This window comes from Paenibacillus sp. GCM10027628 (assembly GCF_042676385.1).
Taxonomy (GTDB): Bacteria; Bacillota; Bacilli; order Paenibacillales; family NBRC-103111; genus Paenibacillus_E.
Map to the genome: position 1 here is coordinate 70,512 of NZ_JBHTHA010000036.1, position 24,923 is coordinate 95,434.

29 protein-coding genes are annotated in these 24,923 nt (G+C 47.4%); 7 read left to right on the forward strand and 22 right to left on the reverse strand.

Features of this window, described 5'->3' with window-relative positions:
* Positions 1–104: 104 nt before the first annotated feature.
* The 7 genes from araA to hrpB all read right to left on the reverse strand — a co-directional run bounded on the left by araA (position 105) and on the right by hrpB (position 8,991).
* Positions 105–1,592, reverse strand: coding sequence for an L-arabinose isomerase (araA, locus tag ACFQZT_RS23185; RefSeq protein WP_379303587.1), 1,488 nt, complete (start codon positions 1,590–1,592; stop codon positions 105–107).
* A gap of 42 nt (positions 1,593–1,634) precedes the next feature.
* Positions 1,635–3,308 (reverse strand): ribulokinase, encoded by a 1,674-nt coding sequence (locus ACFQZT_RS23190; protein WP_379303589.1) that lies wholly within the window; start codon positions 3,306–3,308, stop codon positions 1,635–1,637.
* Positions 3,309–3,376: 68 nt separating this feature from the next.
* On the reverse strand, positions 3,377–4,480 hold the full coding sequence (locus ACFQZT_RS23195; RefSeq protein ID WP_379303591.1) for a GntR family transcriptional regulator: 1,104 nt from the start codon (positions 4,478–4,480) through the stop codon (positions 3,377–3,379).
* 323 nt (positions 4,481–4,803) lie between these two features.
* Positions 4,804–5,424, reverse strand: coding sequence for a class I SAM-dependent methyltransferase (locus ACFQZT_RS23200; RefSeq protein ID WP_379303593.1), 621 nt, complete (start codon positions 5,422–5,424; stop codon positions 4,804–4,806).
* Positions 5,425–5,465: 41 nt separating this feature from the next.
* Entirely contained in the window at positions 5,466–5,732 is a 267-nt protein-coding gene (locus ACFQZT_RS23205; protein WP_379303595.1) for a hypothetical protein, read from the reverse strand.
* Positions 5,725–6,465: an alpha/beta hydrolase family protein gene (locus tag ACFQZT_RS23210; RefSeq protein ID WP_379303597.1), complete on the reverse strand. Its 741-nt coding sequence runs from the start codon at positions 6,463–6,465 to the stop codon at positions 5,725–5,727. Before ACFQZT_RS23210 ends, ACFQZT_RS23205 begins: the two co-directional genes overlap by 8 nt.
* A 36-nt stretch (positions 6,466–6,501) precedes the next feature.
* A complete protein-coding gene (gene hrpB, locus ACFQZT_RS23215; RefSeq protein ID WP_379303599.1) occupies positions 6,502–8,991 on the reverse strand; it encodes an ATP-dependent helicase HrpB in 2,490 nt (829 codons plus the stop codon).
* A gap of 191 nt (positions 8,992–9,182) precedes the next feature.
* Here hrpB and ACFQZT_RS23220 point away from each other — a divergent pair, with 191 nt between their 5' ends.
* Positions 9,183–9,437, forward strand: a complete 255-nt coding sequence (locus tag ACFQZT_RS23220; protein ID WP_379303601.1) for a YpbS family protein — start codon at positions 9,183–9,185, stop codon at positions 9,435–9,437.
* Between the two features lie 14 nt (positions 9,438–9,451).
* Entirely contained in the window at positions 9,452–9,616 is a 165-nt protein-coding gene (locus ACFQZT_RS23225) for a hypothetical protein (RefSeq protein ID WP_379303603.1), read from the forward strand.
* A 54-nt stretch (positions 9,617–9,670) separates the two neighbouring features.
* Here the strand turns inward: ACFQZT_RS23225 and ACFQZT_RS23230 are convergent, their stop codons facing one another.
* From ACFQZT_RS23230 to ACFQZT_RS23245, 4 genes are all read right to left on the reverse strand, one after another.
* Positions 9,671–10,309, reverse strand: a complete 639-nt coding sequence (locus ACFQZT_RS23230) for an NUDIX hydrolase (RefSeq protein WP_379303605.1) — start codon at positions 10,307–10,309, stop codon at positions 9,671–9,673.
* A 24-nt stretch (positions 10,310–10,333) separates the two neighbouring features.
* The gene (locus ACFQZT_RS23235) at positions 10,334–10,588 is read right to left on the reverse strand and encodes a DUF2164 domain-containing protein (protein WP_379303607.1); all 255 of its coding nucleotides are present in this window, start codon (positions 10,586–10,588) and stop codon (positions 10,334–10,336) included.
* A gap of 15 nt (positions 10,589–10,603) precedes the next feature.
* Positions 10,604–10,912 (reverse strand): Dabb family protein, encoded by a 309-nt coding sequence (locus tag ACFQZT_RS23240; RefSeq protein WP_379303609.1) that lies wholly within the window; start codon positions 10,910–10,912, stop codon positions 10,604–10,606.
* Between the two features lie 66 nt (positions 10,913–10,978).
* The gene (locus ACFQZT_RS23245; protein WP_379303611.1) at positions 10,979–11,920 is read right to left on the reverse strand and encodes a hypothetical protein; all 942 of its coding nucleotides are present in this window, start codon (positions 11,918–11,920) and stop codon (positions 10,979–10,981) included.
* 162 nt (positions 11,921–12,082) lie between these two features.
* Between ACFQZT_RS23245 and ACFQZT_RS23250 the strand changes: the two genes are divergently transcribed.
* From ACFQZT_RS23250 to ACFQZT_RS23260, 3 genes are all read left to right on the forward strand, one after another.
* On the forward strand, positions 12,083–12,262 hold the full coding sequence (locus tag ACFQZT_RS23250; RefSeq protein ID WP_379303612.1) for a hypothetical protein: 180 nt from the start codon (positions 12,083–12,085) through the stop codon (positions 12,260–12,262).
* A gap of 158 nt (positions 12,263–12,420) precedes the next feature.
* A complete protein-coding gene (locus tag ACFQZT_RS23255) occupies positions 12,421–13,392 on the forward strand; it encodes a YpdA family putative bacillithiol disulfide reductase (protein WP_379303614.1) in 972 nt (323 codons plus the stop codon).
* A gap of 352 nt (positions 13,393–13,744) precedes the next feature.
* Positions 13,745–14,047, forward strand: a complete 303-nt coding sequence (locus ACFQZT_RS23260) for a hypothetical protein (RefSeq protein ID WP_379303616.1) — start codon at positions 13,745–13,747, stop codon at positions 14,045–14,047.
* Between the two features lie 58 nt (positions 14,048–14,105).
* Here ACFQZT_RS23260 and ACFQZT_RS23265 read toward each other — a convergent pair whose 3' ends face one another.
* The 11 genes from ACFQZT_RS23265 to ACFQZT_RS23315 form a co-directional block, all read right to left on the reverse strand.
* Positions 14,106–14,669, reverse strand: a complete 564-nt coding sequence (locus ACFQZT_RS23265) for a DNA-3-methyladenine glycosylase I (RefSeq protein WP_379303618.1) — start codon at positions 14,667–14,669, stop codon at positions 14,106–14,108.
* An 86-nt stretch (positions 14,670–14,755) separates the two neighbouring features.
* A complete protein-coding gene (locus tag ACFQZT_RS23270; RefSeq protein WP_379303620.1) occupies positions 14,756–15,553 on the reverse strand; it encodes a TatD family hydrolase in 798 nt (265 codons plus the stop codon).
* Positions 15,537–16,313, reverse strand: coding sequence for an ABC transporter ATP-binding protein (locus ACFQZT_RS23275; protein WP_379303622.1), 777 nt, complete (start codon positions 16,311–16,313; stop codon positions 15,537–15,539). The genes ACFQZT_RS23270 and ACFQZT_RS23275 overlap by 17 nt, the downstream gene beginning before the upstream one ends.
* 19 nt (positions 16,314–16,332) lie before the next feature.
* Complete coding sequence (locus tag ACFQZT_RS23280; RefSeq protein WP_379303624.1) at positions 16,333–17,100, reverse strand: ABC transporter permease; 768 nt, start codon at positions 17,098–17,100, stop codon at positions 16,333–16,335.
* Positions 17,100–17,390 carry a thiamine-binding protein gene (locus tag ACFQZT_RS23285; RefSeq protein WP_379303626.1) on the reverse strand — a complete coding sequence of 97 codons (291 nt, stop codon included), beginning with the start codon at positions 17,388–17,390 and terminating at the stop codon, positions 17,100–17,102. The genes ACFQZT_RS23280 and ACFQZT_RS23285 overlap by 1 nt, the downstream gene beginning before the upstream one ends.
* 27 nt (positions 17,391–17,417) lie before the next feature.
* Positions 17,418–18,476, reverse strand: coding sequence for an ABC transporter substrate-binding protein (locus tag ACFQZT_RS23290; RefSeq protein WP_379303628.1), 1,059 nt, complete (start codon positions 18,474–18,476; stop codon positions 17,418–17,420).
* Between the two features lie 296 nt (positions 18,477–18,772).
* On the reverse strand, positions 18,773–19,624 hold the full coding sequence (locus tag ACFQZT_RS23295; protein ID WP_379303630.1) for a patatin-like phospholipase family protein: 852 nt from the start codon (positions 19,622–19,624) through the stop codon (positions 18,773–18,775).
* Positions 19,625–19,792: 168 nt separating this feature from the next.
* Positions 19,793–19,963, reverse strand: a complete 171-nt coding sequence (locus ACFQZT_RS23300; protein WP_379303632.1) for a hypothetical protein — start codon at positions 19,961–19,963, stop codon at positions 19,793–19,795.
* Positions 19,964–20,032: 69 nt separating this feature from the next.
* Positions 20,033–21,598 carry a DUF3369 domain-containing protein gene (locus ACFQZT_RS23305; RefSeq protein ID WP_379303634.1) on the reverse strand — a complete coding sequence of 522 codons (1,566 nt, stop codon included), beginning with the start codon at positions 21,596–21,598 and terminating at the stop codon, positions 20,033–20,035.
* Positions 21,595–23,130, reverse strand: coding sequence for an ATP-binding protein (locus ACFQZT_RS23310; RefSeq protein WP_379303636.1), 1,536 nt, complete (start codon positions 23,128–23,130; stop codon positions 21,595–21,597). The genes ACFQZT_RS23305 and ACFQZT_RS23310 overlap by 4 nt, the downstream gene beginning before the upstream one ends.
* 12 nt (positions 23,131–23,142) lie before the next feature.
* Positions 23,143–23,523: a hypothetical protein gene (locus ACFQZT_RS23315; RefSeq protein ID WP_379303638.1), complete on the reverse strand. Its 381-nt coding sequence runs from the start codon at positions 23,521–23,523 to the stop codon at positions 23,143–23,145.
* 331 nt (positions 23,524–23,854) lie between these two features.
* Here ACFQZT_RS23315 and ACFQZT_RS23320 point away from each other — a divergent pair, with 331 nt between their 5' ends.
* Both ACFQZT_RS23320 and udk read left to right on the forward strand, forming a co-directional pair.
* The gene (locus tag ACFQZT_RS23320; RefSeq protein ID WP_379303640.1) at positions 23,855–24,172 is read left to right on the forward strand and encodes a hypothetical protein; all 318 of its coding nucleotides are present in this window, start codon (positions 23,855–23,857) and stop codon (positions 24,170–24,172) included.
* 109 nt (positions 24,173–24,281) lie between these two features.
* The gene (gene udk / locus ACFQZT_RS23325) at positions 24,282–24,917 is read left to right on the forward strand and encodes a uridine kinase (RefSeq protein WP_379303642.1); all 636 of its coding nucleotides are present in this window, start codon (positions 24,282–24,284) and stop codon (positions 24,915–24,917) included.
* Positions 24,918–24,923 lie beyond the last annotated feature (6 nt).

The window sequence follows — 24,923 nt, forward strand, 5'->3', positions numbered from 1 at the left end:
ATTTCTGGAACGGATAATATTCGCTTGAATTGGGATAATTTTCAATATTTGAAACAAAAAGAAGCCCGGAGAACAACTTGTCTCCGAGCTTCATATTATCGTTCTTATCGTCTCCAGGCCGCTTCGCTCCAGCGCAGCTCGTTGCGGAACTGTAAAGGCGACGTGTGTTTATTAATAATGACACATTCGACGCCGGCCAACTCCGCCCAATCCACGAGCTGTTCCGTGGTCACCTTGTAAGAGAACACGGTATGATGAGCTCCACCGGCATAGATCCATGCCTCAGCTGAGTCTCGCAGCGACGGCTGAGGTTTCCACAGGACGCGTGCGACCGGCAGTTTAGGCATCGCCTTCACAGGCTGCACCGCATCCACTTCATTGATCAGCAAACGGAAGCGGGTTCCCATATCGATCAGCGACGCATTCAATGCAGCACCTCCGGCTCCGTCGAACACAATTCTTGCCGGATCGGCTTTCCCGCCGATTCCGAGCGGATGCACTTCGATTTTCGGGCGTGTAGCCGCGATTGTCGGGCAAATCTCCAGCATATGCGCGCCGAGAACAAGTTCATTGCCAGGCTCCAGATGGTACGTGTAATCTTCCATGAAGGATGTGCCTTCATTCGCCGCGATGATTTTCATCACGCGGGTGAGCGCTGCTGTTTTCCAGTCGCCTTCACCGCCGAAACCATAGCCTTGCTCCATCAAACGCTGCACCGCAAGACCTGGCAGCTGCTTCAAGCCGTGCAAATCTTCAAATGTCGTCGTGAAAGCGCCGAAGCCGCCTTCCTGCAGAAACCCTTTGAGTCCGAGTTCAATTCGCGCCTGTTCGCGAATAGCATCGCGAATGGGACCCGCAGATCGGCCTTCGGCGGTAATGTCATAGCGCTCGTTGTATTCATCCATCAACTCATCCACCTGCGCTTCCGAGATATCCCCTACGCGCTGAACGAGATCGCCTACACCATACCCGTTAATCGACCAGCCAAACTTAATTTGCGCCTCCACTTTATCACCCTCAGTAACGGCTACTTGACGCATATTGTCGCCAAATCGAGCCACTTTCAGGTTTCGTCCTTCAATGAAAGCCACGGCTGTACGCATCCAACCTGCAATTCGGCTAATTACCGCCGGATCTTCCCAATAGCCGACGACCACCTTACGGGATATTCCCATCCGTGCGCCGATAAAACCGTACTCGCGATCGCCGTGCGCTGCTTGGTTCAAGTTCATGAAATCCATATCGATCGATTCCCACGGAATATCGCGATTGAATTGCGTATGCAAATGAAGCAGCGGCTTACGCAGTTCGGAAAGGCCGGCAATCCACATTTTCGCCGGAGAAAATGTATGCATCCATGTGATGATTCCTGCGCAGTTGTCATCCGTATTGGCTTCGAGACAGAGCCTGCGAATCGCATCCGGCGTCGTTAGGACAGGCTTGAAAACGATTCGGTTGGGAATCGATGGGTCACGGTCAATTCCTTCTGTAATTTGCCTGGAATGCACTTCCACTTCCTGCAGCGTTTCAGGACCATAAAGATGTTGACTTCCGGTTACGAACCAAAATACTTTCTCTGAAAATAGACTCATTGGCGAAATGCCTCCCGCATCTTAGAAATGAAATAAGTTCGTTTAATGCTGCGCTCCCTCACGAATCGCACGAAGCCGCTTCATCACATCGTTTTCTCCGCGCCCGAAATAATCGTGAAGCTTGCTGTATTCTTGATACAGCTGCTCATACACGGCTACATTCTCCGGTATTGGCTTAAATGTTTCCTTACGCACGCGTGCCATCTTCTTGGCGGCGTCGACAATGCTGTCATAGCCGCCTTTCGAGGCGCCCGCTGCAACAGCGCCGAACATGGCTGCCCCCAGCGCCGGCGTCTGCTTCGAATCGGCGATTTTGATCTCGCGATTCGTCACGTCTGCGTAGATTTGCATCAGCAGACGATTTTTTTGCGGCAGCCCGCCGCAGGCGTATAGTTCTTGGACCTCGACGCCATTGCTGTGGAACGCGTCAACAATTTTGCGTGTTCCGAAAGCGGTCGCTTCCAGCAGTGTGCGATAAATTTCCTCAGGCTTCGTCAATAGCGAGTAGCCGACAATTAACCCGTTTAGCTCCGTATCTACAAGCACCGAGCGATTGCCGTTCCACCAATCCAGTGCGAGAAGCCCTGTTTCACCGGGTTTGTAAGCGGATGCATGACGCTCCAGCCACTCGTGCACACTCACGCCTTCCTGTTCCGCTGCTTGTGTTACATAGGCCGGAACGCCTTGCTCCACGTACCAGGCGAAGATGTCGCCGACAGCCGATTGTCCGGCTTCATAGCCCAAATACCCTGGAATAATGCCGTCTTCGACAACGCCACACATGCCTTCGACTTGCTTCTCTTCCGTGCCAAGCAGCATATGGCAAATTGAAGTCCCCATCGCCATGACCAGCTTGCCTGGTGTGACAACGCCGACTCCGGGAACGGCGGCGTGCGCATCCACATTCCCTACAGCAATGGCCGTACCAGGGCTTAACCCCATCCGTTTCGCCATGGACTCAGTCAACTCGCCCGCCTTGGTGCCAAGCGCTACAACTTCTCCGCGAAGCTTCGTTTCTGTTACATGCTCAAGTCTTGGATCCAATGCTTTAAAGAAATCCTTGCTTGGGTAGCCTTCCTTCTTATGCCAGATAGATTTGTAACCAGCAGTACAACTGTTACGTACAACTTGACCCGTCATTTGCGAAACAACCCAGTCTGTAGCTTCTAAAAAACGGTCTGTTTGTTCATAAATGTCCGGCGCTTCATTCAGGATTTGCCAGACCTTGGCAATCATCCATTCAGAAGAAATTTTCCCGCCGTAACGGGGCAGGAACGCTTCTCCTCTGCGTGCCGCAATCTCATTAATGAGATTCGCCTCATCTTGAGCGGCATGATGCTTCCACAGTTTTACCCAACTGTGCGGGTTATTTTTGAGCTCGGGATTGAAGCACAGCGGCTCACCTTGCTCATCGATGGGCAACATCGTACACGCCGTGAAATCAATGCCTAGACCGATAACATCGTCCGGATTCACGCCGGAAGCTTGCATCACGGCAGGCACGGATCGTGTGAGCACATCGATATAATCCTGCGGATGCTGCAGTGCCCAATCGTACTCCAGCTTGTTTCCGGATTCGGGCAGCTTTTCATCGATAACGTTATGCGGGTAAGGTGTTACATGGTCGGCGATCTCGGTCCCGTCGCTCAAGTCGACGAGTACCGCGCGGCCCGATTCCGTTCCATAATCGACGCCGATGGCATATTTGGGGGACATGAGGAAGCCTCCTTTGGATGTAATAACCAAAGTATATCACTTGTACGTACAAGTTGGCTAGATAAATTTTAACTTTGCCGCAGTTGCTGAGTAGAATCGCGAATGATTAATTCCGGAGTATACACTTTGCCCGATTGTGCATTCACATTCCGCTTATTTTCGATCATATCGATCAAAAGCTCGGCCGCATCAACACCCATATCTGTTTTCGGGTGCGAGAGCGTTGTTAATTTCACCTCGGTTGCAGTGGCGAGCATTGAATCATCGAAACCGACTAAAGATACATCTTGCGGAACTTGCAGCCCTAATTTACGTATAGCTTCAAGCAAATGAACGGCTAATTCATCGTTATAGCACACAAACGCCGTCGGTCTCTCCTCGCCTTGTCCCAACATCGACAGCGTATTTTCATAAGGCTTTTGCGTTTTCTCTTCAGTCGTATAATGTATGACAAGATCCGGCGATAACGGGATTTGATAGTGACGGTGAGCGCGAATAAATCCTTTAAGCCGATTAACCCCTTGCAAGTCGTCCGTCTTGAACAAACCGGCTATGCGCTTATGTCCGAGCTCGATCAGATGTTGTGCCGCCAGGAAACCGCCTTCTTCATCATCCACAATTAAGGACGGACAATTCATTTCCGGGTAACGTTCGTTAATCATCAGATACGGAATATTATGAAAATCAAGCGACAGATAATAACTCAAATTCGGATTCCCTTCCGCACTTTTCGTCGGCTCGACAATAAGTCCGCTCAAAGGCTGGCTCATCATCATATTCAGGCTTTCCTTCTCTTTTTCTTTATCGTTATCCGTGCTGGACAAAAGCAATCGGTAACCTTTATTCCTTAGCGCCGCCTCAGCACCGCGTACGATATGCGGGAAAATATAATCCGAAATATAGGTCGTCAGGATGCCAATCGTCTGAATATCACGGCCTTTTTGTGTTTGCGGCGTGGATACGAACGTACCTTTGCCCTGGACCCGGTACAGCCAGCCTTCTTGCTCCAGTTCACCGAACGTTTGCCGCACCGTTTGCCGGCTCATCTGAAATTGCTCCGCAATCTCATTTTCCGACGGCATCTGGTCTTCTGCCTTAAGCTTTCCGGTATGGAGCCACTGTAAAATCTCCTGTTTAAGCTGCATGTACTTGGGTAATTGCTTCTCTTTCATACTTCACCTCGGGCATTGATTTTGAACGTATTATAGCATTCGTCGAACTTGTATGTACATATTTTGAGACCGTTTCTCTTGTGGTGGCCAGTCAGGGTAAACTTTTGCCGACATTCATGTGCACACAATCCCTTCCGCTCAGAAGTACCTATGGAAATGGAAAGTAGCCTGTAGCCATTATCCCATAGACTCAGTAACGAAGAAACATTCATCCATCATCAATTCATTGACCTTAATCTGAGTGAAGGGGATAGTGCCAATATAGCAGACTTGGATCTTTAACATGAGCAGAACTCAAATCAAATGCATAAAAACCCGTGAATTCACGGGTTTAGCTGTTTTTTCCTCGCTATGATGGACTGATAATGAACAGACATGCCCTCCATCGGCAGGACGCGATATTGCTCGATTTCGAAAACTTCACTGACTTTTCTCTGAATGTGCTCGTCCTCATAGAAGGCAAAAAACCGCTGAGGTCTGTAACTGTCCTCGTCCCATATGCCCTCGCTCTCATACCCGCCATACATGCCGAGATACAAAAAACCGCTAGGCTTAAGCACCCGTTCGATCTGAACGAGCACTTGCTTCAAACTATGCTTTGGCACGTGAAGCAAGGCGTTCATCGTCCAAACCGCATCAAACGATTCAGGCTCTATATCCAATGAGTAGAAGTCCATAGTATGGGCGTCAAGCCCTTTTTCCCGGCAAATTCGTACCATTTCATCGGATAGGTCCACGCAAGACACCTCGCAACCGTGCTTTTGCAAATAAGCGGCTTGATGGCCGGGACCGCTGCCTAAATCCAACACCTTTTTACCGCTTTCGCCAGCCTGCAGCAGTTTATTGACCACGAAATCCATCTCATTTACTTTCCACAATTGCACTTCATTTTGGTCCCGCAGTTGAGCTTGCCGATCATAGCTTTCTTTTAAAATTTGTTTCACATCGGTGTCCAGCGCTATCCTCTCCTATCGACCTACATGGTTTACGGCTGGGCCTTCAAAGCATTCAAAGCCGCATCAACCAGTTGGTCAAAGTATTCATCTTCTTCCAGCAAATCTTCCACAGCAAGAATATCCTCCTCTTTGCCTGAATCCTTTGAAAAATTCAATGCGTAGCTCCAATCCCTGCGAGATTTGCTTTGCAGTGTAATCTCATACGGAAATGAATGTCCTTCTACAGTGAACTCCACGTGCCCCACATAACCTTCTTCTTTGCTGTGTTCCATATTGGCTTTTAGGATTTCAATCATGTTCATCTTCCTTTTCAATTGGTGTATTTCCCAGTGGGTATATGCTTTGCAACCAAGGCCAAATAACGTTCATGATGGTTTGCAAATTCGAAGAACCGTTCATGACATAAGGCTCATGGTTTCGAAAATAATCCGCATGTCCTCCCAGTAAGGACAAAGTAGTTCGATGAATGGGAGCATTCTTCAGCCTGTCCCAGCGCCAGAAGCCAGGCCGTGTTTTCACCCAGCCTCCCCACGTTCCTACAAGCGGAACTGGGTCCGGTTTACCGCTTTGGTTAACCGCTCTAATATAAAGAACACGCTCCTTTAGCGCGTCAGGAATGAAGCATTTGGGCGATCCGATTTGCACAACGCCAACGATCGTTCTTCCCTCTTTCCGCAGCTGTTCTGCCGCCTGAACGGAAGCTACAGCTCCACCGCTATGACCTATCAAAAGCAAAGGTTCATCCGCTAAGGCATCTTGCGAGATGAAATTGTATAAGCTTTTGCCCCCAAAGAAAGAAATCCCTTGGCGAGACGAGCGCCAGAGATCGCTGCCGATTTCGCGTAATTGAGCCACTCGTTTTCTCGACCAATCCCCATAAGGATAATGAACGGCAATACGCGGACTCCACCCCGCTTGCTGCAAGCGGAGTGCCAATTCCGCTGCAAGTATATCCAAAAAGGACGGCGCCGTTGCAAAGCCTGCCGATATATAGATCGCGATTCGATTAGCGGGAGTCAGGCATGCCATGAATTCCCAGCTCCCTTTCATCTTGATGATTCATGTTCATGTCCGAGGCTTGGCCCGATTGGTTGGGACTGCGGCCATCGGATCGTCCGGCCAGTAATGTTTGGGGTAGCGGCCTTTGAGATCTTTTTTCACTTCGAAGTATGCGTCCCGCCAGAAGCTGGCCAAATCTTTCGTCACTTGTACGGGTCGTTGGGCGGGTGACAACAGATGCAGCGTTAGCGGAACCCTTCCGTTAGCAATCCGCGGCGTATTGGACAAGCCAAACATCTCTTGCAACCGGACTGACAATACAGGAGACTCGCTATCACTGTAATCTATCGGGATGCGCGAACCGCTAGGCACCTGAATATGCGTTGGCGCCCACTCTTCTAACCGGCGGCGCTGCTCCCAGCTCAGCATTTCCTCTAAAATACCGGTTAACGGCAATCGTTGAAGATCTCCCCGGTTTTTTAAGCCATAGAGATGGGGGCCAAGCCAATCCTTCACGGAAGCAAGCAAAGCGGCTTCGCGCATATCCGGCCAATCATCGTCCGAACGATGCAAAAACATCACCCTCGCTTGAAGCTGTCTTGCACTGCGCGACCATTGGAGCAGATCAAGCGATTCTAATGCGATTCCAGCTAATAAAGCTTCTAAAAGCAAATCGGGGTCAGGATCCTGCACAGGGGCTTCCCTCAAGGTTAAAGCACCTAGGCGAAGCCGTTGTTTCGCCTTTACGGATTGAGTCTCCCGGTTCCAAAGGACTTCCTGCTCCCTGGTCAAAAGATCCCCGCCTACATCAAGCAGCTCTTCCTCTTGAACCGGGGCTGCCAAATAAATACGGCTCTCGACGCCATAATCGTCCAGCTCGGCCGCAACGATATAACGTTCATTCGAGAGCGCCTGCAGCTCTGTCAGCACCGCACCGCGGCCGTTGCTGAGCAAGAACCGGCCGGCCGATCGCCGCTGCGCGATCCGGTCGGGATAGGCGAAGGCGAGCAGCAATCCGCTCGCCTCTGCCCTTTCCTTGCCGCTCGGACGAATGCCGAGCGACTGCTGCAAGGCTTTGGCTTCCGCCGCAATGCGGCGGCATAAGCCAAAGTCAACGTCCCCGCGCTGCTCCTGCCGGGCAGCGCTCCATAAGGCCTCGATGCGGGTGCGTACATCCGCATCGCGATCTTTGGCGGCGCGCATGATATCGCGCTCGCTCAGCATTGCCGCGAGCTCGCACGCCATCGCGCCGAGCTCCGCCGGTATGGCTTGCAGCACCATGTGCGCAAGCCGGGGATGCAGGCCTAACTCCGCGAGGCGCTTGCCGTGCGGAGTTAGGCCGCCGCCCTCGTGCAGCGCGCCGAGCTGCACGAGCAGGTCCCGCGCCTGCTGGTATGCAGCAGCAGGCGGCGGGTCGAGCCAGACCAGCGCAGCGGGGTCCGGCACGCCCCAGGCGGCGAGCTCCAGCGCCAGCGGCGCGAGATCCGCTTCGCGGATCTCCGGCGTGCTGCTTGGCGGCAGCTGCCGCTGCTCTTGCTCGGTCCATAGGCGGTAGCACACGCCTGGACCGAGCCTGCCCGCCCGCCCTCTGCGCTGATCGGCAGAGGCTTGGGACACAGGCACAGTCGTCAGCCGGGTCATGCCCGTGCGCGGTGAAAAACGCGACACCCGCATGAGCCCGCTGTCAATTACAACCGTGATCCCTTCGACGGTCAGACTGGTCTCGGCGATCGAAGTGGCCAGCACGACTTTCCTCTGTCCTTGTAAACAAGCCCTTAACGCCTCGTCTTGAGCTTCTTGCGAAAGATTGCCATATAACGGTGCAATGACGACTTCTTTGCCCAAACTTGAGGCAGCCAGCGCCGTTTCAACGCGATGTATTTCGGCTGCACCCGGCAAAAAAACAAGAATACTGCCGTCATGAACTTGAAGAGCATGCAGGATCGTTTTAACCATCAATGGTTCAACTCTGCCTTCGATGGCGCGATCGAGATAATGCGTCTCTACCGGGTATACACGACCCTCACTTCGAATAATCGGCGCATCGTCAAGCATCGCAGCTACCGGTTCCGCCTCGATTGTAGCCGACATAACCACAATTCTAAGATCTTCTCGCAATAAGGATTGCGACTGCCTGCATAACGCCAGTCCAATGTCTGCATGCAAACTTCGCTCATGGAACTCATCAAAAATGACGGCTCCGACTCCTTCTAATGCTGGATCAGATTGAAGCATTCGTGTTAGTACACCCTCGGTAATGACCTCGATGCGTGTTTCTTGGCCAACACGAGTATCATTCTTCACGCGGTAACCGATCGTCTGGCCGACCTGTTCGTTAACCTGCAAAGCCATGAAACGAGCTGAAGCGCGGGCAGCTAACCTCCGCGGTTCCAACATCAGTATTTTCTGGCCCTGTAACCATGGTTCACTTAACAGGGCTAATGGCACCCTAGTCGTTTTTCCTGCACCGGGTTGTGCGACCAATACTGCGCATGCAGCAGATCTAAGAGCTTCTTTCAATTCCGGAAGTACCGATTCAATCGGTAATGGATTCATTCGTTTTCACTCCGACACGTTTGTAATTCTAAGTAACGCTCTCCATTTTTTAATTAATACCATTAATTATTAACAACATTAATTTTTTTAAATCACTTCTCTTTTCAAGCATTTCCTGACGCAAGCCTGTTCCTTGTCCTTCCAATCGTGTATACTGAATTAGAATCTGGTCACTAAAGGAGAACTCTAACATGAATGTACATGAAGCGATATCGAAGCATTCGACGGCGCAGCACCTGCATTTGGTTCGATTTGCTGAGTTGGATGAACAGCGTGAGCAGGCGATTGAAGCATGCGTCGATCTCTGCAGACGCAACCTTCCATTTTCTGTCGACGAAGTCAACGCCATTACCGCCCAAATCATCGCCCATGCCAAGCAGGGCATTTCTCCGCTCCGTTCATACGTAACTGAGGACATGGTGCGCGATTACGTCAACAAAGGGTAAGGAGAAACCGTACGATGGGCATTTTAACTTTCATTTCCATGCTGATTATGGGATCGGCATTCAGCGCAGGTTTCCTGCTTCTATTCAAGCGCAAAACTGTACTGGGCATCCTGCTCATTTTACTCTCGATCGCTTGTTATTTCCTCTATGCCTACATCGCGACTAAGTACTTTGTGTAGGCCATCATTGCCAAAGAACCGTACGGAATAACGTTTCGGTTCTTTTTCTTTTACCTAGCGGTATAGACTATAATCCCGAAGCGTCTGAAAAAGCAGATCAAAATAGGCTGTCGGATGCGGAACCAGATCGGAAAGCGAGATTGGTTTCGTGATTTCCCTAAGCTGTCCATCGCCCAGCAATTCATAGCCCGAAGCTGTTATGACCGTTTGTTGACCATGAACCAATTGATCCAGTTCCTCGACTTTCACAGCAAATATACCGCTAATTTCATCTTCTTGCAATTTGTAGTCCTTTAGAGGCTGATCACAGCGGTAGATGAATACATGACAAAACTCGCGGTCCATCAATTGTTCCGAAATGAGATCTTCCTCGGCAAACTTGCCGCAGGCCAGCAAATCATCAAAATGGACGTTGAGACCAAGCTCCTCCTCCAGTTCTCTGACTCCCTCTCTCACCGTCTCCCCGGCTGCCAAATGACCTGCTGATGAAATATCAAGCAAGCTTGGAAACAAGTCTTTGTCCGGAGCTCTAAGCTGCAGCAGAATTAAAGGTTCCGGCTTTTCAAAGCTAACAATCCAGCATTGAAACGTTTGATGCCACAGTCCCTTTTTATGTACCTCCGAGCGCGGAGCCACCCCAAGCCAATTCATTTGCCGATCATAAATATCAAACATTTCTTCCGAATTGCCCATGAGGTCTGTCCTTTCTCATACATATTATCTCCGGGTTGATTTTGATATTTTTAGCGCGTAGAGATCATCTTCCAGAGAAGCCATTTTATCCAGCAGTGTCTTGCGGGCATCTTCGATCGCCTGATTATAAATAGGGGCAGCTAATTGCTCGAGCATATAATCCACTAATTGTTCAGCAGCCAACCTTCCAAGGCTAATATCATGCTCGCTTTCAAGGTGACTTTGTAAGTCCTCTACTAAGATTTCTTTTTCTTCTTTTGGCAATTTTAGCAGTCTCATAATGGGCGTATCTCCTCACGTATATTGCATAAAATCAATTTCTTGAAAACGACTCACTTCATTCACCCAGCGTTTCTCGACATACGCTATGTGTGCAGGATGCACATTATAGGCATCGTAAGCGGCCTGATCGGCAAATATCATCGAAAACCCATAATCATAGTCTGTTTTCTTACTGATCTGACGTAACACTTCAAATTGCTGAACGCCCGGGATGGCAGCCAGTTCAGCAGCGCTGTCCTTCAGAAAATGTTCCGCTTCCGTTGTGTCTTTTCCTTTGTGCAAACAAAAAACGACCATGTGCTTAATACTTGTAGAATGCATGGTTCCTCTGCTCCTTTTTTTCTACATCTAATTTCCATTATAACGGACATCAGTGATCCGTTCTATCTAGGAATGATTTTCAATGATTGCAGTGTAGCTGCTCTTACAATTATTGATAATTGCTACGATTTTGCGATCTTCCTGCTCCATCTCGTTTCGCAACCGATTTACCTCCCTTAGCTTCTCCTCGACTTGTTCCAACATAGCTTGAATTTTATCCTGGACCAACCAATCGGTAATCAATCCGTCAAAGAAATAATCGGAGAATCGGAGAAAACCGCTGATATTTATATCAGTCGATAGCGTTACGCGCACATGTCGCAGCTCCTTCTCAAAGCGGCTTAAACTGTGCTGTGCGTTGCGAATATGCGTCATTGCGGCATCAATCTTCCCATTTTTGATGTGAGTGGACAGCAGCCCTCCACCCAACATATCATAAGTGCCCCAATTACGTGCCGAACGAAGATTTTCCAGCACAAGTTGTAAATGATCTGCGACCGTCCTGCCGGCTGCAATTGCTTCCTGAAACTCTTTGGACTGCAATTCGCATTCGGCCTGTCTTTGAACCAGTACCCTCAATTGTTTGCTTTTGTCTGAATCGTTGGCATGAATATACGCCTCAATTTTCTTCGTAAACTCTTCAACTTCAATGTCCCAAAAACGGACCGAATGCAGTTTCACCTGAAGCTCCAGTATGTGCTGCTGAACATTCTCTTTCGCATGAATCGCTTCTTCGTATTTCAATTGAGCTTTTATGACTTCCTCTTCCTCAGCTGCGAGCTTTTCTTGCTTCTTGTCGAGTAAATCGTACAATAAATTGATGAATGTACGGCTCTTTAGCTTCTCCACATCTTTTTCTTCATCCTTAAGCTGTTGCTCCCAAAGTTCAGCACTGCGAGAATACGCCTCATAATCATCTTGCAAGGCAACCATTCGCTCCGTCCAAACTTTTTGTAATCGGCCGTTTTCTTTGGCATTTGCCAATCGCTGTATCCATTCAAGAATCAATATAATGACTTCCTCTCCTTCTGGATATTGTTTATATAGACGTTATAAACCTTTAATCGGTTTCAACCCACCTTCCTTTTTTTGGAGATGATTCGAATAAAATGCGCCCCAGGTGCAAACGTTAATGCAGAACGCAAATTTGATCCTGAAAGGATGATCCCCATGGTCGAAAACAACAATCATGCCGGCAATTATACAGGTTCGGCAAATATGAGCGCTGAAAACCAAGATATGGAGATTGTTAACGATACGTTAGAGAACGCACCAAACACTACACCTGTAAACATTGCCAAAGACGATATAAGTGAAGGGCAAGAAGATAAACAACTGAATCAAAAGTAAAAAATTCGGTTGTTGTTTAATAATACCATTGTGTTGAGAGCAGTCAGCTGTCTCTGTTTATAGGGCAGCGGTCTGCTCTTTTTACGTTGTCAACTTGGCATCTTCCCATGGCTTGCGGTAGTATGAAAGGAGTTAACTATGTTGGGGAGGTCATTAAAGTGGATCAAGTGATCATTATCGGGGCTGGACCATGCGGACTTTCGGCCGCAGTTGCTATGCAGCGGGCAGGCTTATCGCCTTTAATTATAGAGAAAAACTGCATCGTGCACTCCATTTACTTATATCCTACCTATTTACAGTTTTTTAGCACGCCGGAGCTGCTGGAAATTGGCGGTTACTCTTTTACGACGCCGCATGAAAAGCCGTATCGCCAGGAAGCTTTAGTCTATTATCGCGAAGTAGCACGCCGTGAGCAATTAAGAATCCAATCTTATGAGGAAGTCGTTCGCATTGAGCGTATGCAGGTTGGTTTTCAAGTCCATACACAGAATCAATTCGGCAAAAAGTCCGTTTATACCGCACGATTCGTTGTTATCGCTACCGGCTATTTCGATCATCCAAATATGCTGGGCATACCCGGCGAGGAGTTGCCGAAGGTGACGCATTATTATAAAGAAGCTCACCCCTATTCCGGAGCAAAGGTTGCGATCATCGGGGGAAACAACTCCGCCGTCGATGCGGCGATGGACTTGCTCCGTGTCGGCGCTGAGGTAACAGTCGTTTACAGAGGCAGCCATTTCTCTGCCAATATTAAACCATGGGTACGTCCGCTTTTCGAGAGTATGGTAAATAAAGGCCGTATCCAAATGTGGTTCGATGCCCATGTCGAGCAAATCGAAGAGCATTCGGTTGTCGTAAGACACGGCAGCGAAAAAGTTTGCTTAGACAATGATTTCGTTCTGGCGTTGACGGGATTCCGGCCGGACCGTCATTTGCTGACTTCCCTCGGAGTCGGGTTTCATGAAGAAACAGGCGCCCCTCTCATCGATCCTGAAACGATGGAGACAAACGTGAAAGGCTTGTACGTCGCCGGAGTCGTAGCTTCCTCTAAATATGACGCCAACGAAATATTTATTGAGAGCGGACGCCTCCATGGTCTTGCGATAACCAAGCATATTTGTTCAATGTGATTGATTGCGATGCGAATAAGTTTTCATGATAAGAACAACCTGTTGAAATTAAACAGGTTGTTCTTATTTCATTGCTTTTTGTTTCCATGTTTCATATTACATTATTTGGATTTTTGCTTCGCGGCTGATTTTCCTAACTTTTGTGTTTGTCCGGATTGTCTTTCCACTTCTTGCGATCCATTTTCTTTCTTGTTCGCCATTCCTGCTCACTTCCTTCTTTATCATAAAGTTCCTGCAAAAATAATATGAATATTTTTCCCATTTTCTATTCAAGCCTCTTCCATTACGAACAAACGTTTGCTATAATAGAAATACAAACAAATGTTCTTATAAGGTGAAGGAGGTTGTTTACATGATGAACACAAGTCACAATTTCCGTTTTATTGAGCGAGACTATTGGTACCACAAGGCATTATGTAACACCGATAGTCTTCTACCCGATCAGATTGAGGAACTTTTGGACGAGGCTCATAACCACTATTGCGATTACACATTTAAGTTTTACGACGATGGATCCGTGACGATCATCGACAACGATACGAACAACCAGATCAAACCGCGTGAATTGACCGGTGCGGTTTACGATTTTTACATCCGCAAGCGGATCCACTTAATTAAAACCAACCTCTATGAGAAACAACTCCAATACGCATAACATGAGAAAGAAGGCATGCCTGCAATAGACGATTGTCCATTTCAAGCATGCCTTCTTTCTATGAGTGATGAGTATGGCGAAAACAAGATTTCGTATGATCGTTGACCATCCCTGTTGCTTGCATATAAGCATAACAAATGGTGGAGCCTACGAATTTAAAGCCACGCTTTTTCAAGTCTTTGCTCATCGCGTCCGATTGTGCCGTTTTCGCGGGAACTTGGCTGAGATCTTCCCATTGATTGATGATGGGTTGACCACCTACAAATCCCCATATGTAACGGTCGAAGCTGCCAAACTCCTGTTGAACTTGCAGAAATGCCTTGGCGTTTTGAACTACAGCTGCAACTTTCAATCGATTGCGAACAATACCGGGATTTTGTAGAAGCTCCGCAATTTTCTCATCATCATACTTTGCGATTCGGTCCGGATCGAATTGCTCAAATGCCTCCCGATAATGTTCGCGCTTCTTCAATATCGTATACCAGCTTAATCCCGCTTGTGCGCCTTCCAGGTTCAACATCTCGAACAGTTTGCGTTCATCATGGACAGGAACGCCCCATTCATGATCATGGTAATCGAGATATAATGGATCTTCATTGACCCAGCCGCATCTGACTGTCATTTATACACCCGCTTCATAAGTAATCAAACATACGTTCCCATATCATTATAAAGGGTCTGCATATCGATGTCCAGAAAGAAGACTATTCAGTCATTTACAATCGAATAAAACTTCCTTGTATTTTGTAAAAGGCTTAGAGCCACCTCGTCAATCGGAATTGATTTCAGACATGCAATTTGCTCTATAACTGCGTGGATCATGATCGGATTCGTCTCTTGTCCTTCAAAAGGCCCCTCGAACGGCCAAGGTCCGTCCGTTTCAACCATAATCTGTTCAATGGGATAGCTGCGGACAAGCGATTGAATTTCTTCTTCATATAGAACGTCCGGCGTAATCGAAATATAGTAACCAGCACGAATCATTCGCTCTACTGTCTTCTGCGAACCCTTAAACCAATGAAAGTGAGCATTATGTATCTCGTACTTGCTCAGCAAATCACATACGATGTCCGCGTCCTCATACACAGCGTGCAGTACTACCGGCTTCTTCAACTTAGCAGCAAGCCCTAGCAGGCAATCCAACAGTGAAATATAAGGAGCCAAATCGAAGGTCTGGCCACGTTCCTCGGCTTCCTGTCGCATATAATACGGCAATCCGATTTCTCCAATCGCTGCCATTTGCTCTGCATGTGCGCAGATCCAATTCAATAATTCATTCAGCTGCGTTTCACTTGGAAGTTCTTGCTCCGGATGATAGCCGTATGCGGCGAATACGCGATCGGGAGCATGATCTCGCAGCTGTTTCGTAGCTATGCACGATGCCATGTTTCTTGAAACCGCTACTAGCGCCAGCACATTGTTTTCCGGCATTTCGTTCAGCATGGCAAGTGAGCGAGACTGATCATACATGTCCAAATGGATATGGGCATCAATGCCTTTTATCATAACTTATCTCCTTTCGCAGCAGAGATTGAATATGAAGACGAAGCTCCTGGAAAATAGGATCCTGCAAATCAGCTTCTTGGCGCGGCCGACGAAAAGGAATCACCAATTCTTCAAGAATTGTAGACGGTTTATTAGATAAAACATAAATGCGATCTGACAAGTACAAGGCCTCTTCAATGCTATGCGTCACAAACAAGATTGAACGTCTGTTCTGTTCCCATATATTTAAGAGCCAGGCTTGCATATCTTGCCGGGTCAATGCATCTAACGCCCCAAATGGCTCATCCAGACACATAAACTCCTGAGGGCTGAGCAGAGCTCTAAGAAACGACACCCGCTGCTGCATACCACCTGATAACACATGTGGCAGTTCGTTCTCGTAACCCCCAAGTCCGACTTTTGGGAGCCATTCTCTTGCTTTTTCCAATGCTCGTGACCGTGATTCCCCAGCAACTTCTTGGGCAATGGCCACATTGGATTCGATGGAACGCCATGGGAACAAAGCCGGCTGTTGCGGCATATAACTGATCAGCCCTTTCGTTCCCGTCACATTGGCCCCACCCAACCAAACCTCACCCGCTGAAGGGGCTATAAGACCGCCGATGATATGAAACAAAGTACTCTTCCCACTGCCGGACGGGCCGATTATTGAGACGAATTCTCCGTCATTTACATGTAGAGTAATATCCGAAAGTACGATTAAGTTTTGCTTTTTCACAGGAAATGAATGCCGAATGCCGCGAAGTTCCAATTTACTCATACACTCACCTCATTCCCTCTTACGATGATCGCTTGACGTTCCAACGGATCACCAGCTTTTCCAGCAGTGCGATAATCCAGAAGAACAGCAGACTCAAGCTGACAATTACGAAAATAGCGACAAATTCCCGATCAGCCCGGAATGACTGTTTTTGCAAGATCATATAATAGCCCAGTCCTTCCCCGCTGCCCAGCCACTCAGCGATAACCGCCCCCATCACACTATAGGTCGCGGAAATTTTCAAGCCTGAGAATAGGAAGGGAAGCGAATGAGGCAGTTCAAGTTTGAAGAAAATCTGACGCTTACTTGCACCAACCATCTTCATGTAGTTGTACAGATTACGATCTGTTTGCATGAACCCATCCAGCGTTGCCATCGATACCGGAAAGAAACAGACCAGAGCGATCAATATAATTTTAGGTAAAATGCCAAAGCCAAACAAAATAATGAGCAGCGGTCCCAAAGCAATCGTCGGTACATTCTGCGATAAAATAAGAAGCGGATAAAAGCCGGACTTGAACCCTGGCACGATATGAAGCACACTCGCCGCTATAATGCCCACGCTGACACCCGCCGCAAATCCTATGAGCATAATCCGAACGGTAGCGAGTGTATGGATCCATACCCGAGGCAAATCGGTCGTGCCGTCCGTAATAATTTTAAGCGGACTGGGCAGTAACCAGCTCGCCGTATTCCCCCATGTTACGGCAAGCTGCCATATAAGCAGCACAAGGATGACCACAACTAATGGTGGCCATCCTGTTTTCATCCAGCGCTGCTGTTTCATTATCTGTATTTCTCCGTTAGCTTGTCCATCGAAGCGCCCGACGGGTTAAAATATATTTTCACTTGGGAAATCACGTTCGTGCTTCCCATCTCAATCATTGCTTCGTTCATCTCTTTGACGATGTCAAGCAACTGATCGAGCTCTCCTTCCATCGTCGTTTCAAGCGGACTGACCAAGTGCTTGACCCCCGATTTGGCGATCACTTCAATGGCACGGTCGACATAAGGGATAATATCCTCATTATTTTTCGTTTTTGGTAAAATTTGAATACTAACAAGTGCGTTAGCCATGTAGCAAAACTCCTCTCAAATTCCTACTTATTTAGAACTTGCGGGCAAGAAGTCGTTTGTAAATGCTTTATCTACATCCAGATTTTTCTCGAGCAGCTTGTGCTCCAACATCCAGTTCGCATAATTTTCCCAGACTACGCGTTTTTGCTCGCCCCACCGTGGCGCATCGTCTTTGTAGCGCGGGCTGAGCCACTTCTGGCTAGCCAGAACAAGCTTTTTATCCAAATCCGGCACCGCTTTGATTAAAATATTCGCTGCATCCTCCGGCTTATCAATTGCAAATTGGTAGCCTTTAGCAGCTGCCGCTGTGAACGCTTTGACTAGTTCAGGCTTTTCTTGGATCATTTTCTCGCTCGTGGCCAAAACCGGTGTATAGTAATCCAGTTTATCCGAATATTTGTTTAAATAAATCATATTCAACGGTTCACCTCGAAGCTCTGCATCTACGCCTGTCCACGCGTAATAAATCCAAGAGAAATCGATGTCGCGTTTCACCGCTGTGAAATAGTCCGCTTCCCCGATGTTGACGATTTTTACCTTACTGGCATCCGCTTTCTCGGATTGCATCAGCGATTCGATCATCGCATTTTCGGCAGGGGCTCCCCAGCCTCCGTATGTTTTACCTTCGAAGTCTTTCGGAGTTTTGATGTTCTTGGCAACTGGTGATGCGAAACCGGAAGTATTGTGCTGAATGATTGCAGCAATCGAAACGAGCGGAACCCCCTGGATGCGTCCTTGGGTAATTCCTTCTTGATAACTGACTCCGAACTCGGCCGCTCCCGAAGCGATCATCGCATCCGCGCCGCCTTCACCAGGCTGAACGATTTGTACATTCAAGCCCTCTTGTTCAAAGAAGCCTTGGTCTTTCGCTACATAAAGTCCTGTGTGATTCGTGTTAGGCGTCCAATCGAGGACAACCTTCACATCGGTCAGCTTTTTCACCGGCGTCTGACTGGCAGTAGCAGCAGCTGTTGCCGCAGGTGTTATTGTAGATTTAGAATCTTGTTTTGCAGCTTGATTGCCGCAGCCGGATACAGCTAGTGCAACGCTGACCAGCATAAGTGGTGCGATTTTGTTCCATTTCATTAGTAAGTTTCTCCTCTCTGTTTGGAACCAAAAGAAAAAGCCCCCGGAATCCAGGAGCGCCATGTAAGTAGAAAATGAATATACCCATTCGAAAAACATATCCATGAGGACGTGCATGAATGCAGATTCTCTACGCTGGCATTACCCAGATCAGATTAACGGTTAGTGACAGGTACGGTCACAGTCTCAGCCTGACTTCCTCAAGCTCCCGTGGGTCTTATTGGTTTGTCTCTACCATACATCAAGTTGAGTATGATTGCAATGAATAACTTTCAAAAACTTTACTTTAGTGAACGTTAGGCAAACAACCACTCTTTCATCGTTTGCCCCATCCGCTTCGCATCTTCGTAGCCAAGCTCATGCAAGGCTTCTAGCTTCAAGGGATCCTTCTCCATACGGCCAACGACCACTCTGGCGGAAGGCCGAATGACAATTGCACTGCCGTTCTGTTCCATTCGTTCTATCGTTTCAAGCGTGTTGTTGTAAATTTCACTGCGGTTGACGAGCACGTTAACAAGCCCGTTATACTGCGGATAAAAGCTTTTGGCCAGCCATTTTTGTTTGAACGGACGCTTGCGGTAGCCTTGCTCTTTGGTCAGCACGATGACGTGCTTCTTGTTGCCGTCCGCGACTGACTTTTGAACCGGAATCGGGTCCACCAAGCCGCCGTCAAACAACGTTCTGCCCTCATAATGAATAGGCGTTGATACAAAAGGCAGTGAACTGGAAGCCTGTACAATCGGCATCGTTCGCTCCATCAGCTGATGCTTCGTATAATAGACCGGTTCACCTGTGTGCGCGTCGGTCGTGCCGATTGCGAATTTCTGCGGCGACTCATAGAATGCGTCATAGTCAAACGGTACCAACACATCCGGCAGTTCCCTAAATATGAAATCCATGCCGAAAATACTTTTATACCGAACCAAATTACGGTAACTTAAATACCGGGAATCACCGATATATCCGATCGTTACTTTCTTGTTGCGACCCGGTTGTTTGGAAATATACGAAACTGCGTTGCAAGCGCCGGCCGAAACGCCGACTACATAAGGGAAATACCAATCTTGCTCCATAAAGTATTCTAAGACTCCTGCGGTGTATACGCCTCGCATACCCCCGCCTTCCAGTACGAGTCCGATGCCTTCCAAGGTGACACCTTCTTTCTATCTGTCAATCTCTAGCCCTTTTCTAGCATACAGGAAATGTAAAATAAAAGAAACGCCCCTCTAACTTTTTGACGATTTTATACGAGTATTTGAACATATAAAAGGCTGCTTCACCATCTTCAAGCGACGGTGGAACAGCCGAAATATTACTTAACTTTCATTTTTGGGAATGCGATTTAAACTGGGAACATAATCGGCAGCCGTTTCGCTTGTCAACGTTTCTGTTTCTTCCATGAAATTATCGTTATTCTGCTGATTGTCTTTACTATCTGCTCGATTATCTGCACGATCGTGTTTAGGATCGGCGCTATTCTTGGGCATTACATTCACCTCCATCATCTCATACTTAGTATGAGGAGGTTGTTTGCATTTTATCCCAGTTTCCCTGAACTAGCGCTGCTCTTTGTACGAATCTTTAATCGCGATAAACTCATCCAGATTCGCCATAAACAGATCCACGATCGCCGGATCAAAATGCCGTCCTCGCTCTGTTTCCAACAGTTCCAGAACCCGATCCAGCTCCCATGCCTTTTTATAGACACGATCACTGCACAAGGCGTCAAACACATCCGCCAGCGCGGTAATGCGGCCATAAATATGAATCTCTTCCCCCTTGAGGCCCTGCGGATAGCCGGTTCCGTCATATTTCTCATGATGCTGCTGGGCGATAATCGCGGCCGCATTCAGCACTTGCTTATTCGAATGCTTGAGCATTTCGTAACCTAGATTGGAATGAGTTTTCATAATATCAAACTCGTCTTCCGTCAACTTGCCCGGCTTGTTCAAGATGGCGTCAGGAATACCGACTTTACCGACATCATGCATCGGTGATGCGAGTCGGACCACCTCTGCTTCTTGTTCGGATAACCCGTACTTGATCGCTAGCAGCCGTGAGTACTCGGCCACCCTTTTTACGTGATGGCCCGTCTCTTGCGAGCGTGTCTCGGTAATTTCACCCATCGTATAAATGATCTCTTTTTGCGTGCTCTCGAGCTCATCATTTAAATAAATGTTCTCAAAGGCGACGGACACGTTCGTGCAGTAGATATCGATCAGATAATGCTCCCATTCGCTGAGCGCCTTGAAGCCGTTCATATAAATGACATTTTCCATGCCCATTTTACTCTGGAAATAAATGACGAAGCGATCCGCAGCGAAAGAGCTTTTTTTCGTATGAAACGCTTGTTCAATCTCCTTTAGCATAACGTCCGGGACAACGTCTCGTGCCCGCTGATCGTTGCTTGACGCGTAATCGCCGCTGGCGGCTAGGATATAAATGTCTTCAATTCCTTTTGTCACGGCAAAGCTGCAGTGGATGGCATTTTTATGTAAATTAACGATGGACGTCATTTGTGTAAGCACGCCAGAAGCGAACTTTTTCATCGATTGCAACTCAAATAAGGTTGCCGAAGATTTAATTATTTCTTCTAAGCCGGATCGGCTCTTTTCTATAGTCTTAATATCACGATAAGAACGTAAAGCCGTAACGACCGTAGTAAACAGTTTTTGCGTAGTCAGTTCCGTCTTTTCTTTATAGTCGTTAATATCATAGTCCATGATGACGGTCCGCTCAGGAGCTTGCCCTGGTTGTCCTGTCCGTAAAATGATGCGAATGGCGTTATTATTCAGCTCTTCCCGGATGTATTTCACAATGTGGAGTCCGGCATCGTCATGCTCCATAACAACGTCTAATAAAACTAAAGCCGCATTCGGCTGACTTGCTAATAGTTGTTTCGCTTCGAGAGCGGAATAAGCGCTGTGAAATTCCAGTCTCTTCCCATCAAATTCAAAATCCTGGAGCACCATTTTGGTCACTTGATGGATTTGTTTTTCATCATCAACGATTAGGACAACCCAAGGCTCATGCTCGCTTTCTGCTTTAATGATGGAATCCGAATCATCCTCATCGGCAAAAAGCAGCTCGTCTTGGTCTACCGGTTTGTCATTCAAAGTCATTGCACGGATTCCTCCTCTTTCGGAATTTCAATTTGGAACAGGCTTCCTTTACCAAGGGTGCTGGAACAACGGATTGTCCCTCCAAGCGATTGGGTGACCAGGTTATACACGATATTCATACCGAGCCCTGTACCTCCCTTGCCGCGGCTAGTTGTGAAAAAAGGATCGAAGATCTGATCCAGAACTTCTTGAGTCATTCCTTTGCCGTCATCGGTATAAGTGAGCGTGATTCGATCTTCGTGTTCGACGACATGCATGCTCAAATTGCCCTCTTCTTCAGGGGCATAGGCATGATTCAATGAGTTCATAACCAAATTTGTAATAATCTGCGATAATGCTCCTGGGTATGTATAGAGAACAACAGACTCGTCGCAGTCCACTTCGACACGGAGTCTTGTTTTCTTCAAGGTTGGCTTTAGACTCAAAATGATGCCTTCCAAATAATCTTTCACATGAAAAGAACGTTTGACCTCAACACTTTGATCGACGGAGATTTGCTTGAAACTGCGCACGAGCGATGAAGCGCGTTCCAGATTGGACTGCACCATGGCATTCGTCTCTTGGACGACGGACATGAAATGTTCCAAATCCGACTTCTTCATTTTGCCCGTTTCAAACAACGACTGGAACTGCTTCGCTTTTTGATCCAAATACGAAACAGCAGTCACACCTATGCCAATCGGCGTGTTGATTTCATGCGACACACCGGCAACCAGACTGCCGAGAGCTCCCATTTTCTCCGACTGCACCAGCTTATCCTGGGTACGTTGAAGAGTAGTTAATACATCTTGAAGCTCCTGATACCGTTCTTCGAGGTTATGGACCATATCGTTAAAGGCTTCAGAAACGTCTTCAATTTCCGGAGAAGCCTTGAATTCAAGCTTAGGCAGCTCACCGCCCTGCTTAACGATGATGGCAGCTTCACGCAAACGTTTCAAGGGACCGATGACGATACGACGCAAAATTAACCATAAAAGGATAGATAAGATGACAGCGACACTAAGTCCGACAATAAAAATTAGCGTTGTCCGATTCTTCAAGATTGCCGCTTCTTCCGATGAATCAAAAATCACTTCTACGGCTCCGACAACCCCACCATCCTCTTGTAAAGGAGCTGTTAAGCGGACCACCGGCTTGTTGGTCTCCGCCATCGGCACGCGGTCGACGATCGTCTGATCTTGAGCAGGGATAAGCATTTTTTTACTCTGGAGCGTTTTCCCCACTTCAGCGCGGTTGGAAGCTGCAAGAATGACTCCTTTGGTATCATAAAGCTTCATTTCTATAACGCGGCTGTTCTTGTACTGAATATAGTCAAAAATTTGCTGAACATCGCTGATCGAGTGTGATTCCTCAAAGCGTCCATTAATCGCCATTGTCATGCCGCTGATTTGACTTACGTAAGCTTGCCGAATCGATTGATTTAAACTGATGGTATCAAAAGCTATCATCGCCGATAGCATGATCATGGTCACACAGGAGACAAGGAACACAATTCTTTGCTGCAAACTTAACCTTTTTTTTAGTACTAACATGAGTGGATTCTCCTACTTCACTTCAAAGCTGATCGTTTTACTTACGTCGTAAGGTGTATGATCGTTGTTATGTAATGATACTTTTACGCTATGAGGACCTTTGCTCAAATGATCCAGCACTTTCTTCGTGTCGATCAGAATCTGCTTATCACCATCATCCACAGAATAATGAATATGACCTTCGCCTTGTTTTCGTTCTTGATCATAGTGCTCTTTGGATAGGATCAGATCGGTCGTTATTTGAATCGTTGCCGTATCACCGTTCACGTTGGCACTGACATCTAATGTAGGCGTATAGGACGCAGCAGGTGTCGAATTGCTCTTGGCGGTTCCGCACCCGGCAAGCACCAACGCAGCCGCAGCAATTAAACATAAGCTTTTAAATGTGTTCATGGATTCATCCCCTTATCGAAGCACTTAAATGTCTAATCATGTCAAAAAATAGCGATCAATACTAGCTTAAAAAGAATTGTAAAGTTTGTCCATCTTTATTTTGGAAATTATAAGTTTTACTGGTCGAAAAAATTTGATTTATCCATTTCTTCGGAATTATCTGACAATTGCTGTCGAAATCCATAAAGTCTTCTCGCATTTTGCGCTTGCCCAGGAAATAAAATCAATCAATTTCCCGCGGCAGGAATGATTTCCCCTGATTTGGAGCAATGTAGTAAAGTCGAAACAAACTCAGCGCATACTTAATCCCCAATAGGAGGACAATCATTCTATGACAGACACCCGACAACACCAGGAACCGATCAAACACGCCTTGGAAGCGGCTGATCAAGCCATTCTTCTCGCTCAGAAAGCGGAGCATAAGCTGCAAGCCGCCATGACGCAAGCCGACCCGCAGGCGATTCAATCCTCCCAGGCTGCGCTCGTGCAAGCGAAGCGGCAAGTAGCGGACGCGCAAAGTCAACTTCAAACCTTCAATAATGAGCAATACGGGCAGCAGATTCAACAAACATTGGAACAGTTATCACAGGCTTCCCAAGATATCGATTTCAATACGGAGAAATTCCATACACCGCGGCAAATTCGCTAAAGGTTAAGGATGAGGAAAGCGATCGTAGAGCGATCGCTTTTTTCATTGTAAACAATATGTTAAACTATTCGGTATGAGTTTCAAGTTACTTGGGGAGGCACTACATTTCATGCTTGTTATTGGTATAGCCGGAGGTACCGGATCAGGAAAGACAACCGTTGCTCGTTCAATTATGAATAAGCTCGGATCCGCGAACGTGACACTAATTTCGCAAGATAATTATTATCTTCATCATAACGGTCTTACATTTGAAGAACGGGAACGCATTAATTACGATCATCCGAATGCTTTTGAGAACGGATTATTATTGCAGCATTTAACAGAGTTAAGAAACGGCAACTCGGTTGATATCCCGGTCTATGATTTCTCCCAGCATGCCAGGTCACAAGAAACGATCCGGATCGAAGTGAAACCGATTGTACTTTTAGAAGGGATTCATGTGCTAACGGATGAAGTGCTGCGAAGTGCTTTGAACATCAAGGTTTTCGTGGATACAGATCCGGATGTCAGGATCTTACGCCGACTTTCGCGCGATATCAATGAACGCGGCCGCACGTTGGAATCGGTATTCGATCAATATTTGACTACAGTCAAGCCGATGCATGACGCCTTTATTGAACCTTCCAAAAAGTATGCGGATATCATTATTCCTGAGGGCGGGGAAAATGAGATTGGCATTTCCATGTTGACCATTTTAACCGAACGGTATATGACAGATCGTGCGGCAAGCTATGAAATTGGCTAAACGTTT

What these genes read in the sequence shown, in the direction of transcription:
- araA (WP_379303587.1), bottom strand. Translation starts at nt 1,592, where the DNA reads ATGAGTCTATTTTCAGAGAAAGTATTTTGGTTCGTAACCGGAAGTCAA.
- ACFQZT_RS23195 (WP_379303591.1), bottom strand. Translation starts at nt 4,480, where the DNA reads ATGAAAGAGAAGCAATTACCCAAGTACATGCAGCTTAAACAGGAGATT.
- udk (WP_379303642.1), top strand. Translation starts at nt 24,282, where the DNA reads ATGCTTGTTATTGGTATAGCCGGAGGTACCGGATCAGGAAAGACAACC.
- ACFQZT_RS23210 (WP_379303597.1), bottom strand. Translation starts at nt 6,465, where the DNA reads ATGGCATGCCTGACTCCCGCTAATCGAATCGCGATCTATATATCGGCA.
- ACFQZT_RS23300 (WP_379303632.1), bottom strand. Translation starts at nt 19,963, where the DNA reads ATGCCCAAGAATAGCGCCGATCCTAAACACGATCGTGCAGATAATCGA.
- ACFQZT_RS23270 (WP_379303620.1), bottom strand. Translation starts at nt 15,553, where the DNA reads ATGATAAAAGGCATTGATGCCCATATCCATTTGGACATGTATGATCAG.
- ACFQZT_RS23235 (WP_379303607.1), bottom strand. Translation starts at nt 10,588, where the DNA reads ATGAGACTGCTAAAATTGCCAAAAGAAGAAAAAGAAATCTTAGTAGAG.
- ACFQZT_RS23205 (WP_379303595.1), bottom strand. Translation starts at nt 5,732, where the DNA reads ATGATTGAAATCCTAAAAGCCAATATGGAACACAGCAAAGAAGAAGGT.
- ACFQZT_RS23285 (WP_379303626.1), bottom strand. Translation starts at nt 17,390, where the DNA reads ATGGCTAACGCACTTGTTAGTATTCAAATTTTACCAAAAACGAAAAAT.
- ACFQZT_RS23315 (WP_379303638.1), bottom strand. Translation starts at nt 23,523, where the DNA reads ATGAACACATTTAAAAGCTTATGTTTAATTGCTGCGGCTGCGTTGGTG.
- ACFQZT_RS23240 (WP_379303609.1), bottom strand. Translation starts at nt 10,912, where the DNA reads ATGCATTCTACAAGTATTAAGCACATGGTCGTTTTTTGTTTGCACAAA.
- ACFQZT_RS23250 (WP_379303612.1), top strand. Translation starts at nt 12,083, where the DNA reads ATGGTCGAAAACAACAATCATGCCGGCAATTATACAGGTTCGGCAAAT.
- ACFQZT_RS23305 (WP_379303634.1), bottom strand. Translation starts at nt 21,598, where the DNA reads ATGACTTTGAATGACAAACCGGTAGACCAAGACGAGCTGCTTTTTGCC.
- ACFQZT_RS23280 (WP_379303624.1), bottom strand. Translation starts at nt 17,100, where the DNA reads ATGAAACAGCAGCGCTGGATGAAAACAGGATGGCCACCATTAGTTGTG.
- ACFQZT_RS23290 (WP_379303628.1), bottom strand. Translation starts at nt 18,476, where the DNA reads ATGAAATGGAACAAAATCGCACCACTTATGCTGGTCAGCGTTGCACTA.
- hrpB (WP_379303599.1), bottom strand. Translation starts at nt 8,991, where the DNA reads ATGAATCCATTACCGATTGAATCGGTACTTCCGGAATTGAAAGAAGCT.
- ACFQZT_RS23275 (WP_379303622.1), bottom strand. Translation starts at nt 16,313, where the DNA reads ATGAGTAAATTGGAACTTCGCGGCATTCGGCATTCATTTCCTGTGAAA.
- ACFQZT_RS23260 (WP_379303616.1), top strand. Translation starts at nt 13,745, where the DNA reads ATGATGAACACAAGTCACAATTTCCGTTTTATTGAGCGAGACTATTGG.
- ACFQZT_RS23190 (WP_379303589.1), bottom strand. Translation starts at nt 3,308, where the DNA reads ATGTCCCCCAAATATGCCATCGGCGTCGATTATGGAACGGAATCGGGC.
- ACFQZT_RS23225 (WP_379303603.1), top strand. Translation starts at nt 9,452, where the DNA reads ATGGGCATTTTAACTTTCATTTCCATGCTGATTATGGGATCGGCATTC.
- ACFQZT_RS23230 (WP_379303605.1), bottom strand. Translation starts at nt 10,309, where the DNA reads ATGGGCAATTCGGAAGAAATGTTTGATATTTATGATCGGCAAATGAAT.
- ACFQZT_RS23310 (WP_379303636.1), bottom strand. Translation starts at nt 23,130, where the DNA reads ATGTTAGTACTAAAAAAAAGGTTAAGTTTGCAGCAAAGAATTGTGTTC.
- ACFQZT_RS23220 (WP_379303601.1), top strand. Translation starts at nt 9,183, where the DNA reads ATGAATGTACATGAAGCGATATCGAAGCATTCGACGGCGCAGCACCTG.
- ACFQZT_RS23265 (WP_379303618.1), bottom strand. Translation starts at nt 14,669, where the DNA reads ATGACAGTCAGATGCGGCTGGGTCAATGAAGATCCATTATATCTCGAT.
- ACFQZT_RS23320 (WP_379303640.1), top strand. Translation starts at nt 23,855, where the DNA reads ATGACAGACACCCGACAACACCAGGAACCGATCAAACACGCCTTGGAA.